The sequence below is a fragment of the Haladaptatus sp. DJG-WS-42 genome (assembly GCF_037198285.1).
Taxonomy (GTDB): domain Archaea; phylum Halobacteriota; class Halobacteria; order Halobacteriales; family Halococcaceae; genus QDMS2.
The window spans coordinates 1-12,875 of record NZ_CP147243.1; the positions used below are offsets into that span (position 1 = coordinate 1).

At 58.2% G+C, this 12,875-nt stretch carries 11 protein-coding genes; 9 read left to right on the forward strand and 2 right to left on the reverse strand.

Features of this window, described 5'->3' with window-relative positions; genetic code table 11:
• Both V5N47_RS00005 and V5N47_RS00010 read left to right on the forward strand, forming a co-directional pair.
• Window positions 1–870 (forward strand): acyl-CoA dehydrogenase family protein (locus tag V5N47_RS00005; RefSeq protein ID WP_338728671.1); only part of this gene is annotated, 870 nt, incomplete at its 5' end.
• 6 nt (window positions 871–876) lie between these two features.
• Window positions 877–2,103 carry a CoA transferase gene (locus V5N47_RS00010; protein ID WP_338728673.1) on the forward strand — a complete coding sequence of 409 codons (1,227 nt, stop codon included), beginning with the start codon at window positions 877–879 and terminating at the stop codon, window positions 2,101–2,103.
• Window positions 2,104–2,262: 159 nt separating this feature from the next.
• Here V5N47_RS00010 and V5N47_RS00015 read toward each other — a convergent pair whose 3' ends face one another.
• Window positions 2,263–2,928 carry a hypothetical protein gene (locus V5N47_RS00015; RefSeq protein ID WP_338728674.1) on the reverse strand — a complete coding sequence of 222 codons (666 nt, stop codon included), beginning with the start codon at window positions 2,926–2,928 and terminating at the stop codon, window positions 2,263–2,265.
• 113 nt (window positions 2,929–3,041) lie between these two features.
• On the opposite strand from V5N47_RS00015, the gene V5N47_RS00020 reads away from it, so the two are divergent.
• Entirely contained in the window at window positions 3,042–4,712 is a 1,671-nt protein-coding gene (locus V5N47_RS00020; RefSeq protein ID WP_338728675.1) for an aldehyde ferredoxin oxidoreductase C-terminal domain-containing protein, read from the forward strand.
• 40 nt (window positions 4,713–4,752) lie between these two features.
• Window positions 4,753–5,118, forward strand: coding sequence for a hypothetical protein (locus V5N47_RS00025; protein ID WP_338728677.1), 366 nt, complete (start codon window positions 4,753–4,755; stop codon window positions 5,116–5,118).
• On the opposite strand, the gene V5N47_RS00030 is transcribed toward V5N47_RS00025, so the two are convergent.
• On the reverse strand, window positions 5,119–5,907 hold the full coding sequence (locus V5N47_RS00030) for an aldolase/citrate lyase family protein (protein ID WP_338728679.1): 789 nt from the start codon (window positions 5,905–5,907) through the stop codon (window positions 5,119–5,121).
• Between the two features lie 1,694 nt (window positions 5,908–7,601).
• Between V5N47_RS00030 and V5N47_RS00035 the strand changes: the two genes are divergently transcribed.
• From V5N47_RS00035 to V5N47_RS00055, 5 genes are all read left to right on the forward strand, one after another.
• A complete protein-coding gene (locus V5N47_RS00035) occupies window positions 7,602–8,003 on the forward strand; it encodes a DUF5805 domain-containing protein (protein WP_338728680.1) in 402 nt (133 codons plus the stop codon).
• Window positions 7,990–9,045, forward strand: coding sequence for a tyrosine-type recombinase/integrase (locus tag V5N47_RS00040; RefSeq protein ID WP_338728681.1), 1,056 nt, complete (start codon window positions 7,990–7,992; stop codon window positions 9,043–9,045). Before V5N47_RS00035 ends, V5N47_RS00040 begins: the two co-directional genes overlap by 14 nt.
• Before the next feature lie 168 nt (window positions 9,046–9,213).
• Window positions 9,214–10,212, forward strand: a complete 999-nt coding sequence (locus V5N47_RS00045) for a TatD family hydrolase (protein WP_338728682.1) — start codon at window positions 9,214–9,216, stop codon at window positions 10,210–10,212.
• A gap of 131 nt (window positions 10,213–10,343) precedes the next feature.
• A complete protein-coding gene (locus tag V5N47_RS00050; protein WP_338728684.1) occupies window positions 10,344–11,315 on the forward strand; it encodes a TFIIB-type zinc ribbon-containing protein in 972 nt (323 codons plus the stop codon).
• A gap of 51 nt (window positions 11,316–11,366) precedes the next feature.
• Window positions 11,367–12,845: an AMP phosphorylase gene (locus tag V5N47_RS00055; protein WP_338728686.1), complete on the forward strand. Its 1,479-nt coding sequence runs from the start codon at window positions 11,367–11,369 to the stop codon at window positions 12,843–12,845.
• The last annotated feature ends 30 nt before the right edge of the window (window positions 12,846–12,875 follow it).

Below are 12,875 nucleotides of genomic sequence, written 5' to 3' on the forward strand. Positions count from 1 at the left end.
GTGATGTACCCCATCCACAGCTATGGCAGCGAAGAACAGAAAGAGCGGTGGTTGCCTGACATGGGAACTGGTGACGCCATTGGCTGTTTCGGTCTGACGGAACCAAATCACGGGTCGAACCCGACGGCGATGGAGACGTACGCCGAAAAAGACGGCGACGAATACGTCCTTAACGGGGCAAAAACGTGGATTACGAACTCCCCCATCGCGGACGTGGCAATCGTCTGGGCACGCGACCGCTCGGCCGAAGACACCCCTGTCCGCGGCTTCTTGGTCGAAACTGACCGCGACGGCGTGACGACGAACAAGATCGACGAAAAACTCTCGCTTCGTGCCTCCATCACGGGCGAAATTGGCCTCAGTGACGTGCGCATCCCGGAAGACAACGTCCTGCCGGGCGTCTCCGGTATGAAAGGGCCACTCTCCTGTCTCACGCAGGCGCGCTACGGTATCGCGTGGGGTGCAATCGGTGCCGCCCGCGACTCGTTCGAGACGGCGCGTCAGTACGCGCTCGACCGCGACCAGTTCGGTGGGCCAATCGCGCGCTTCCAGCTCCAACAGCAGAAGCTCGCGGAGATGGCCACCCAGATTACGACCTCCCAGCTGCTCGCGTTCCGACTCGCGGAGCTCAAAGAGCGCGGCGACATGCGTCCCCAGCACGTCTCGATGGCCAAACGCAACAACGTCCGGATGGCCCGCGACCAGTCTCGGATTGCTCGTGAGATGCTCGGTGGAAACGGTATCACGGCGGATTACTCGCCGATGCGCCATATGGCGAACATGGAGACTGTCTACACCTACGAGGGAACCCACGACATTCACACCCTCATCCTCGGCCATGACTTAACGGGTATCGCTGCCTACGAATGACCATCCATGGTTGGTGAAGCAAAGAATCCAGAGACGAACACCGGGCCGTTGGACGGCGTGACCGTCTTAGACGCCTCGCGCGTGCTCGTCGGACCGTTCTGTACGATGCAGTTGGGCGACCTCGGTGCAGACGTCATCAAAATCGAACGCCCTGACGGCGGCGACCAGACACGCGGCTGGCATCCGCCGACATACGGTGACTCAGAAGAGAGTGCCTACTACCTGAGCGTCAATCGCAACAAGCGCTCGATGACGCTCAACCTCGCGAGCGAAGACGGCCGCGAACTGTTCCGTGACCTCGCAAGCGAGGCAGACATCGTGGTCTCGAACTTCCGCGTCGGCAAGATGGAAGACTGGGGTCTCGATTACGAGACGCTCCGAAAGGAGAATCCGGGCCTCGTCTACTGTGCGCTCTCGGGGTACGGCGAGTGGGGGCCAGACCGCGACCGCCCCGCCTACGACCTCATCATGCAGGCAGAAGGTGGGCTCATGAGCATCACCGGCGAAGAAGACGGCGCACCCGTCCGCGTCGGCGTCGCCATTGCGGACATCGGCGCGGGGATGTACGCCACCCAAGCCATCCTCGCTGCGTTGCTCGAACGTGAACTCGGCGATGGCACGGGCCAGAAAATCGACGTCTCGCTGCTCGACGGGCAGGTGGCGTGGATGAGCTACATGGCCTCTAACTACTTCGCCACCGGAACCCCGCCGGGACGCATGGGGAGCAAACACCCGACGATTGCGCCGTATCAAGCGTTTCCAACGAAAGACGGCTACGTTGTCATCGCGGTTCCCTCGCCAAACCTGTGGCCGAAGTTCTGTGCGGCCATCGACCGCGAAGACCTCGTCGACGACGAACGCTTTTCGGACAACGCCTCGCGTGTCGAAAACCGTGAGGTGCTCGATGCGTTGTTAGACGAGGAGTTCGCGCAGTTCACCACCCAAGAAATCCTCGGCACGATGGACGACTTTGGCGTCCCCGCGAGCGACGTAAAGGATATGGAAGACGTGTTCGAAAACCCGCAAGTCGAAGCCCGCGGGATGCATCAATCGGTTGCCCACCCGACCGCAGGCGACGTCGAAATGGCTGGCAGCCCGATGCACCTCTCGAAGACGCCGACAAGTATCCGCCAGCATCCGCCGTTGCTCGGCGAGCAGACCGCAGACATTCTCAAGGAGTACGGCTACACCGACGCGGACGTCGAACGGCTTGAAACCGACGGCATCATCTGAGCGCCACCGTCTTTCTCTTTCTTCGCGCGCGGAAAGTAACATTATTTGATGAGACGAGTACGGCCGACACAGGTTGCCCCCATTATAGTGTTACTGGCCAGTAATACTGCCCAATAACACTGCCCAATATTTGCAGGAGGTTGCGCCCGGTTTGCAGCCTCATTCGAGTGTTACCGTGAACCCCCACTCAGCCGATTCTTGCGCTGCGGTCTCCATCGACTCGGTCGGCACAACGTTGTAGCTGGTGGTGAAGTGGAAGTTTCCGACGGGGAGGCAGCCCTCGCCTTCGGGCGCTCCGTAGAGGTCAACCTTCTCCGAGATGGATACACCGGGGTCTACGGTGCGCGTTCGGTACTCCTCGGTGACGGCGATTGGCTCGTTGAGCCGCCAGCAGCCGGGCTTTGCGTCGTACCTGTCTGCCGCGGGCAGGAGCATCAACTGATTGTCGTCGTCCATTCTGTACTGGAAGAAGATGGCGCGTCCCTCGCCAACGGTGAGTTGCTCGTCGCTCGTGTTCGTGAGCGTGACCTTGAGCTGAGGTGGTGCATCCTCGGTCGCAACATCGTGGGTGACGCTCACGGCGAGTTTGAGCGGGAGGGCCGGTTGTGTATCAGTGGCGTGGAGGAAGAGGCCGGGACCACCTGTCCCTGCAGGCCGGGTTCCGCCTGCACCGTTGTCAGTGGTGTCGTTCGACCCGGGCATGCCGCCGTCGGTGCTGGTCGGTTCGGTCGTGTTTGGGTCAGCGTCGTTCGAGACACAGCCAGCGAAAAAGCCGGTGACTGCAAGCCCGCCAAGGCGGAGCAGCGAGCGTCGTGTTGGGGACATGCTGTATGAAAGGACAGTTTGAGCATTAACTGTCGTGTAGGCTCAAACACCTCTTTGGTACATGGGTCGCCGTGACCAGTACTGTTTTTGCGGTACGAGCAAGAAGCCTGAGTATGCTTCACGCACGCGGGCCACTGCTCTCTGTCGATGTGGGAGCGAAAACGACCGAGGAAGTGAACATCGACGACGCACTCACCCAGTTTATCGGCGGGCGGGGTCTCGCAACGCGACTCTCTCATGAGCGCACGCCGTTCGACGCAGATCCATTCGGCCCCGAAAATCGGCTTTACTTTACGACCGGGCCGATGCAAACCTCGAATATGAGTTTCACCGGGCGGATGAACGCGACCGCAATTTCACCGCTCACGAACGGGTTGCTCTCTTCGAATGCGGGCGGGTTCGTCTCGCGCAACTTCGGCGCAACGGGCTACAGCGCCGTCGAATTCGTCGGTCAGAGCGACGAGTTGCTCGCCGTCCACATCACCGACGAGGGCGTTACCTTCGAGGAGGTTCCTGACCTCGAAGAAGCGACCGTGAGCGAGACGGACGAGTACATGGCCGAACACCACGACCTCGGCGAAGACCAACTCTGCGTCATCGGCCCTGCAGGCGAAAATCGCGTCCGCTTTGCGTCCATCATGACCTCAGAATCACGCGCGTTCGGCCGCGGGGGTCTCGGCGCGGTCATGGGTGCAAAAGGCATCAAAGCCATCAGCTTCGACGGTGACTCCACGCCAGACATCGAGATTTCTGCGACGCAGATGGATATCCACCGCGAGGCCGCCACCTCAGACCACATCATGAAGCGACAGGGGACGACGAGCGTCACCGACCTCGCAAACGAGGTGGGTGCGTTCCCGACGAAATACTTCGCAGAGACCTCCTTCGAGGGAGCGAGCGGCATCAACGGCGACGCAGTCGAGTCAAAAAAGTACAAGAAAGGAACCTGCTCGTCGTGTGCGTTTGCGTGCAAACTCCCGACCAAAGACGAAGAAGCGGGTGTCGAAACCGAAGGCCCGGAATTCGAGACGGTGATGTCCTTCGGTTCGAACGCGCTCGTAGACGACATCGTTGACGTGATGAAATCGAACGAACTCTGCGACGAGTTCGGCGTCGACACCATCAGCGCTGGAGACGCAATTTCCGCGTACCTCGCCGCGAACGACGAGTTTGGCAACGTCTCACTCATCCACGAGTTAGTCGAGAAAATCGCCTATCGTGAAGGCGATGGCGACCTGCTCGCGGAGGGCATCGACCGCTTCCACGAAGAGCTCGGCGTCGAGAACTGGACGGTCAAAGGCATGGAATTCCCCGCCCACGACGGTCGCACCCTGAACGGACAGGGACTCTCCTTTGCCACCGCAAACCGCGGCGCAGACCACATGTACGCGACGTTTTACGCGCTCGAATACCCACTCGTGTCGCATAAGGACGCGCTCCCACCGGAGGGATTCGAGGGCAAACCAGCCGCACTCATCGAAAAGGAGAACGTCATGGCGCTGAACGACAGCGGCATCGTCTGTAAGTTCTCGCGCGGGTCGATGAGTCCAGAGCGCTACGAAAACCTCTTCGATGCGAGCTACGACGAGTTGCTTTCAGTCGGCAGTCGCGTGGTTGAACTCGAACGCCACTTCAACAACCAGCGTGGCTTCTCGCGGGCTGACGACGTACTCCCCTACGAGTTAGACGGCTTCGACGCGGCGCTCTCTGAGTACTACGAACTTCGGGGCTGGGCGGACAATGGCGTCGTGCCCGACGACGCAGTGACCGAATTCGTCGCGTAGAAGCGTGCGTTTTTGTAGTCGCTCGCCCAGAGCATGACCCATGCCTGAATCATTTGCCGATACTCTTCCGAACAATCCCGTCCCGGCGAGCCTCGCTGACGATTTAGAAGCCCTAGACGGTATCGAACAGTGCGTCGCCGTCCGCGGAAATTTTGAGGGCGAAGAGCTCGCCTATCAGTTGCTTATCAACATCGTCGACAGAGGCCTGCTCGCGCTTCATTTTGACGACGACGGGGGGTGGCAAGTGGTGTACGATTCGGCGGATGAAGACCCTGACAGTATCGAATCAGACGAAACCGTGTATCGCCACGCACACAACGCACTCTACGAACTCGCGCCAGCGGATCCTGATTCGAACCACTACGAAACGACGCCGACGTTCTGGTCGCCGCCAGAAGACCAGTAACTATGTCTGTCGCCCGTCCGCAGCCAACCATCCTTCGACTGCGCCTTTGAGGGCGCCAGTCGTGCTCCCAATGTTGAGGAGTTGATAGCCGGTTTTCGCCTTCTCGTTTACGTCGTCCATTCCAAAGCCGAGGCCGCCAAGTGGAACGCCAGCTTCGACGGCTGCTGTGCGGATGGTTTCGACAGCTTCGGTCACGACTGCGTGGTCTATGTCACCGGGATGCCCATAGGCAACTGAGAGGTCGAGCGGCCCGGCGAAGACGAATCCCAACGCTGGAACCGCGAGGATTTCGTCGATGTGTTCGACGGCTTCGCGGGTTTCGATGGTCACGCCAATCACCGTCTCCGTGTCTTCGCTTCCGACGTAGTCCGCTGCAAGTCCCCATCGTGCGGCACGCGGACTTGCAAGTCCGCGCTCGCCCGCGGCGTCGCGGTAGCGAAATTGTGTCGCGCTAACAGCGTCTTCGACTTCTTCGACTGTCTTCACGCGCGAGAGAAACAAGTTTCTCGCGCCGACATCGAGCGCCTTTCGAATCAAGCCAGGTTCCGTCGAAGGAAGGCGGACGAGCAGTTCGGTGTCAACCAATTCCGCCGCACGAAGCAGTTCGGTCAACCGTTCACCGTCCCACGGGCTCGGGCCACCGTGTTCGAAATCAATCCACACGAAGTCAAGGCCGAGTTCGCCGTAGAACTCGACCAGCGTCGGGCTGTATGTGTTATCGAGAATCCCAAGAGCAACGTTCCCCGATTCCAACGTCTTGCGGAGGGTGTTCTGTCGAAGCGTCTCCATACATCCTCCTCGTTGACTGGGGAGAAAACTCTGCGTCTCGCCGTGGATACCAGCGGCTCACTCCCATTGAGGTGCTTGGGCGTAAGGTCGCCCAAGCTGGCTGCTGGTATCCTACGTCAGCAACCAACTGGTCGTTTGCAGTGGCGAGGGAAGTACGTTCTGAAACTCACGCGAATAGGTAAATGGAGACAATCTTGGACGCGACAATTCAATATAGCAAAATACAGTTTATGCGTTGGTATGGGGACAAACCTATTCGAAAAATTTCGCCACTTACAGTCACACCACCGCCAAAATGAGGTGGGCCGAAGAATTTGGGCCAACGATCGCGGCATGGTGAGCGTGTAAAGAACCCACAGTCATTTCGGCGCACCGTTTTGCTGCAATTCGTTCTCCGCGCCTGACAGGCGTTCTGTGCGAATTCTCGGTATGGCTGTACGCTGAGCCGTATTTCCGGCTGTGATAAGATACAGGCCGCCTTGTACGGCCAATTTTCTGCCGTGTTGTCCGAGAACTCGACTCGCCGTCTACGGGTTGCGCCACCCCCTCGGACGGTGCTTTTGCGTATTTTGTGTTCTCCGTGTAGAGCAGCTGGGTTGGATGGCTCTTTTGGAATCGTTTGCTCGTAACCTCAATCTCACAGTCATCCTCCTGCGCCTGTTGTGTGCATTGCTGCTGCGGGTGTGTTGGTAGACGCTGAACCCATTGAACTGCACTCTGGACCACTGTGGCGCTGTGTGTGCCCATCTATAGCGTGTCGACTGGCAAAGCGTCCGTACGCGTCGAGTTCGTTGTAGTTTGCGAGTGGCCACTCGAAAGACCGCGAACCACGTTCACGCGTTCAATAATAGTCTGCAATCGCAGAGTGTAGAACCACTGAGAAAATCCCTTGTCCCATGCTAGCAATACACATGATATGCAAACCCACAACCTTAGTCCACTCAGTGAAATCTCGGCTGGTCGAACACACACAGATGCTGAACGGCTGAGTTTTCGGGTGGCGTGGCTGACAACCCACTTCACAGCCGGGAACTCTAGGACCCCATCCTACGCACGAAACTCCGGGGGTTTGCATGGTGAGAATGCACCTCCGTGATAACCGGCCAATTTCGTCCATTTGAGCCGAAAATTGGCAGTATTTCCCCTTCCCAAAGCCGGCAAATATCGATAGGTGTAAAAATATAATTATTCAGATATATGGGCGGAATTTCGTATTTTCTCAAGAGTATTACGGACGCATATTTCACTCCCCATTTCCTCTAATTTCAGTCCGACAGAAGCAGCTTGTTCAGCGCTCGATTTGGGTGGGCCATAGGTCGGTATTTGTGAATGTATTACCCACTCATCAAGCGGCATACTGTGGGTACAATAGCGACCGGTTTGAACCGTGGTCCCCAGCCAAACTACCATCTATTTGATACAGTAATTTATTTGTGGTGACTGCCACATTTGGGCCAATATACTGATCTGTAAAGCTCGATCAGTTCCACTCTGAATAATTATGTTGGAACGATACCAACGCAATTATAGAATTTATAGCCAGTATTGTGGACCTAATTGAGTGAATATGGAGTCCCAAATATACGGATTAAATCATATTTCGACCTCTATTTGAGTGCCATAGCTCATGATAAGATACTTTATCCAGGTATGTGGGGATACACTGATTAGGGTGGCGTGAGTGTTCAAAAGTAATGACTGATGTCGAGGCCGACACCGAGCGAACGGTGGTCAAAACGTATCTGCCATCCTACCAGAAAGAAATTTGGCAGGAACATGCAGCCGAATTAGACATGAGCCAGAGCGAGTACGTGAGAGCCATGGTACAGGCCGGGAGAAAGGGGTTCGAAGCTGACCCTTCGGAAGCCCGTTCTACACCCTCAAACCCTGGGGGTGATGGGCTCGAAACACGCATCCTCTCGCTCCTCGAAAATGGGCAATATTTGTCGTGGGATGGGCTCGTCGAAGAACTATCAAATTCGTTTGAAGACCGGCTCGAATCGGCGCTCGATTCACTCCAGCAAGCCAATCGAATCCAGTACTCGGGACGCCACGGCGGATACACCATTTCTGGAGGTATGAATGGGCGTCAGTAACCAGACCGACGCGACAGCAGACCCGGTGGGATACTTCCTCCAAGACATGGTCTATCACGGCAAAAGCGAACGGACGAGAAACGCCTACGAACGGGTATTACGGGAGTTTGAGGCGTTTTTAGCCGACGGGTCGCGCAATCCGCGCGGCACGGCCATCACCCCCGCCGACGCAGGCCAACGCGACTGCATGGCGTGGGTACACACCATGCGCGGGCGGCTCGCAGAGAGCACGGTCGCCACCTACGCTTCCTACCTCCACCGGTTTTACGCCTATATGACCCAAGTCGGAGCGTTCGATTCGAACCCCATGACCCTCGTCCGTGAAGAGATGGACGAACGCATCAACAAGGACCCGACGCGCCGCGAGATCACACTCCCCGCAATGCGTGAGTTCGTCCAAGGACTTGGCCACCCGCTCGAACAGGCGGTTGTCGTCACGCTGCTCAAAACTGGGATGCGTGTTGGCGAACTCTGCAACGTCGATTGCAGGGACATTCACATCGAAGACGAATGGGTGAAATCAACATACGATAGCTCGATTCGAGTGGCAATCGAAGCGCGTCCGAACTCGTTGTTCGTCGCCAGTGAGCCGTCTCGCGGACTGGTCGTAAACGGCGAAAAACGCACCGCGTCGAACAAGCGCAAACGAGATACGGTGATACCAATCGACGCGGAGCTGCGTCGCGTGCTGAAACGCTGGCTCGCAATCCGGCCAGACGCGGCGTCTTCGGCCGCTCCACTCTTCGTGAGCACCGGTGACGAATGGGGCAAGCGACTGACTCCCGAGATGGTGCGCGCGATGGTCAAAACCCATGCACGAGAGGCCGGTTGGTACCGCTCAGGCGGCGGTGCAGAAGAGAACGTCACGCCCCACTACTTTCGCCACTTTTTCACCACGCACCTCCGGGACGCAACGGGCGAGCGCGGCGTCGTGAAGTACCTCCGTGGCGACGTCGCAGAAGACATCATCGACACCTACACCCACAACTGGGGCGACCGCGTGCGCGAGGTCTACGCGGAAAACATTTATTCGTTGCTGTAGACACAACACAATTTGACCGTTGGTTGTGCGACGTGTAAAGTGCATGTTGCTATATCGAAACTACCAATGTGGCCACCGCGAAATAGTTAAAATATCAGCATAAGTGGGCGGGTTACTCTCGGTGGGGTTGAGCCAATCTATTTGCGCTGTGTCATTGATAGCCATACAATGACCGGGCGATACCCGACGAAACGACCGATTGACGCGGCGGTTGCGGGGAGCGACACGGAATTTGACCCACCCGCCGAACTGCTCTCGATGCCGTGGATAGACATTCATAACCATGCGCACACGCTCTCGTGGGGAGACCGCGAGAAGTTTGCATTGAGCGGCTGTGAGCAAATGGTGATGATGGCGGCGGCGTACTACTGGCTACCGTACAAACCAGTCGCGGCCGACGACGTGCGATTTCTTTGGGACGACGCGCTCAACCGCCTCGCACAGATTCGCCAGTCGCACCTGTTCGACGCGAAACTCGGGATTGGCATTCACACGGGCACGCGCGTCAAGGATGTTTCCGAATTACTCGACTTGATGCCCGACTACTGCGCGCTTGACGAGGTTGCTGCGGTAGGAGAAATCGGGATTACTGCCTCTCAGCACGTCGACGGCTGGAGGCTTGCCGAGCAAAAAGAGATGATGCGCCGCCAGTTTGAGATTGCTCGGGACGCGAACCTCCCCGCAATCGTCCACACACCCGCAGACCTCGATGGCGTAGACATTCCAGACCGCGTGCGCGGCGGGCTTCCGGGCTACGAATTAGACCTCTCGATGCAACAAGACCCCGTGCTCACCGGGGAGAACGTGAAACTGCAAGCCACTGAACTCGACATTGCGCTCAAAGACGAGGCAGGGTTGCCTGACGACCAAATGGTCATCTCCCACGGCGACCAGCAGATTGCGCCAACTGTGCTCGAAACGACCGATTGCTACCTGAGTTTTACCGTGAGTTACCCGTGGCTCTTGGGTGTCACCGCAGAGGATGTCGCGGCGGTCATCAAAGAGTACGGCTCGGAGCGCGTGCTCATCGAAACCGACAGTGCTGGTATCCTTCGCGGTGACGTGTTCTCGTTCAAGCGGACACTGTTCGAACTCTACCGCCACGGATTGTCTGAAGAAACCATCAAACAGGTTGCTTACGACAACCCGAAATCCCTACTCTCGTGAATTTCACCGGGTGAATGGCTGTATTCGTGCATTTCCGCGACAGCCTTTTTGCGTTCAACTCCCAATCAGTTACAAGTGTTTTTGCGGTCGTTGATTCGTTTTCCTCCGACGAGCGCGCACACGACCTACCCATGAGTGACGTAGCAATTCGCTCGTATTCGAGCGACGAGACACCTGTCTCGACAGAAGTGAAGAAACGCACCGTCGAACTACTCGCCTGCCCCGAATGTGGTGGCCGCCTCGTAGCCGACGCAGAACACGGCGAGACTGTCTGCACCGAGTGTGGACTGGTCGTCACAGAACGCAAGATAGACCCCGGCCCTGAGTGGCGCAACCGAAGTGATGGCGAGCAAACCGACGCAAGCCGCGTCGGCGCGCCAGCCACGAATCTGCTCCACGACAAGGGGCTTTCGACCAAGATTAGCTGGCAGAACGTCGATGGCTACGGCCAGACGCTCAACTCGCGCCAGCGAAAGCGAATGAACCGCCTTCGCACGTGGGACGAACGCTTCCGGACGCGTAACCACGGTGAGCGCAATCTGATGCAGGCACTCGGTGAAATCGACCGGATGGCTTCCGGGCTTGGCCTCAGCAAAGAGGTTCGCGAGACAGCCGCCGCTATCTACCGACGCGCACTCGAAGCCAAACTGCTTCCGGGCCGCTCAATCGAAGGCATGGCAACCGCTGCGGTTTATGCCGCAGCACGCATCGAAGGGAGTCCACGGAGCATCCCCGAAGTAGCGGTCGTGAGCCGCATCGACGAAATGGAGTTCAAGCGGACCTACCGCTATCTCATCCGTGAACTGAATTTGGGCGTCACACTCGCAAGCCCCGACGACTACGTCGGCCGGTTCGCCTCGGCGCTCTCGCTCTCGGAGGCGACCGTCGCACAGGCCCGCGACCTCCTGCGAAGTGGCGAAGAACAGAACCTCCATGTGGGCAAGAGTCCGACCGGCCTCGCCGCGGCCGCGGTGTACGCCGCTGCCCTCCTGACGAACGAAAAACTCACCCAAGACGAAGTGAGTGCCGTCGCAGACGTGAGCACCGTGACCATCCGCGTCCGGTATCAAGAACTCCTCGAAGCGGCCGGGAAGACAGCCTAAGCCACTGGTTCTTGCCATCTCTTTTTGGTCTGTTCTGTCGTATCTACAGAAATGGAACTCTCGGCGGTGGCGGTGGATATCGGGACGCGCTCTCCCACCGTCCTCCTCAATCGGGCTGACGCGGCGGAGATGGGTGTCCGGGCGCTTGATAGGGTACAACTCCGTCACGCAGACCGCACGTCGATTGGCATCGTTGAGGTGACCGACGGCATCGTCGCTCGCGGAACGCTCGGTGTGACGCGCCGTCTTGGCCATATTTCAGGAACTGTTGACGTGACGCTCGCCCCGCGGCCCGATTCAGTCTCGTTCATCCGCAAGAAGTTAGACGACATTGAGCTCGAACACCACGAACTCAGGACAATTATCGAAGATATCGACGCAGACCGACTGAACGACGTAGAACTCGCTGCCTACGTCGCGGCGACGTACACCAACGGGCTCTCGCTCGCAGAGACCCTCTCGCTCACCGAACACATGGCAGCCGTGGGCGAATCGCTCGCGTGGGACGACGCAGTCATCGCGGACAAACACTCGATTGGCGGCGTTGCCGGGAACCGTATCACGCCAATCGTCGTCTCCATCGTCGCCGCCGCGGGCGTGAAAATCCCCAAAACCTCCTCACGGGCGATCACCTCGCCTGCAGGTACAGCGGACACGATGGAGGTGTTCTGCCCGGTCGAATTTTCGCTTGCAGAGATACAGGAGATTGTCGAGCAGACGAACGGCTGTCTCGTCTGGGGCGGGGCAGTGAATCTCTCACCCGTGGACGACAAAATCATCCGCGTTGAGACACCGCTCGCCATCGACCCACCCGGCCAGATTATCGCCTCCGTCCTCTCGAAAAAGAAGAGTGCCGGCTCTACACACGTCGTCATCGACATCCCTTACGGCGAGGGAGCGAAAGTGCGTGACCTTCCGGACGCACGCGAACTCGCAGAGGATTTCAAACGAGTGGGCGAACACATCGGTCTCACCATCGAATGCACCATCACCGCCGGATCTGCACCAATTGGTCGGGGAATCGGCCCTGTGCTCGAAGCCCGCGACGTACTCGCTGTTTTGCAGGGAAACGGCCCTGAAGAACTCAAACTCAAGAGCCTCAGACTCGCAGAAATCCTGCTTGGATGTTGTGAGTGTGACGAGAGTGCGAGCGAGTTACTCGACTCTGGGGCCGCCCTCACAAAATTCCGTGAGATTATCGGCGCACAGGGTGGCGACCCAACTATCGAAAGTGCCGCCCTCGTTCCCGGCCAAGAAACAGTCGAGGTGCGGGCAGACCGCTCCGGCGTCGTGACTCACATCGACAACGCGCTCGTGAGCGACCTTGCACGCCGTGCGGGTGCGCCAAAAGACGTCGGTGCGGGCATCCGCCTCGATTGTGCCGTCGGTGACACGGTGACCAAAGGCCGGTCGCTGTTCACCATCTACGCAGAGCGTGGCGAAAAACTGGCAGACGCGCAGCGACTCCTTGCACACAGCGAACCGGTTCGCGTGCGGAGTCGAGAAGAAGCGTTGGTCGAACGAATTTAACCGAGAGAACCGTTCTGTCTGCATTCTGCC

Excerpts from the sequence above, each read along its gene's own strand:
- V5N47_RS00010 (WP_338728673.1), top strand. The coding sequence starts at position 877 with ATGGTTGGTGAAGCAAAGAATCCAGAGACGAACACCGGGCCGTTGGAC.
- V5N47_RS00015 (WP_338728674.1), bottom strand. The coding sequence starts at position 2,928 with ATGTCCCCAACACGACGCTCGCTGCTCCGCCTTGGCGGGCTTGCAGTC.
- V5N47_RS00020 (WP_338728675.1), top strand. The coding sequence starts at position 3,042 with ATGCTTCACGCACGCGGGCCACTGCTCTCTGTCGATGTGGGAGCGAAA.
- V5N47_RS00025 (WP_338728677.1), top strand. The coding sequence starts at position 4,753 with ATGCCTGAATCATTTGCCGATACTCTTCCGAACAATCCCGTCCCGGCG.
- V5N47_RS00030 (WP_338728679.1), bottom strand. The coding sequence starts at position 5,907 with ATGGAGACGCTTCGACAGAACACCCTCCGCAAGACGTTGGAATCGGGG.
- V5N47_RS00035 (WP_338728680.1), top strand. The coding sequence starts at position 7,602 with ATGACTGATGTCGAGGCCGACACCGAGCGAACGGTGGTCAAAACGTAT.
- V5N47_RS00040 (WP_338728681.1), top strand. The coding sequence starts at position 7,990 with ATGGGCGTCAGTAACCAGACCGACGCGACAGCAGACCCGGTGGGATAC.
- V5N47_RS00045 (WP_338728682.1), top strand. The coding sequence starts at position 9,214 with ATGACCGGGCGATACCCGACGAAACGACCGATTGACGCGGCGGTTGCG.
- V5N47_RS00050 (WP_338728684.1), top strand. The coding sequence starts at position 10,344 with ATGAGTGACGTAGCAATTCGCTCGTATTCGAGCGACGAGACACCTGTC.
- V5N47_RS00055 (WP_338728686.1), top strand. The coding sequence starts at position 11,367 with ATGGAACTCTCGGCGGTGGCGGTGGATATCGGGACGCGCTCTCCCACC.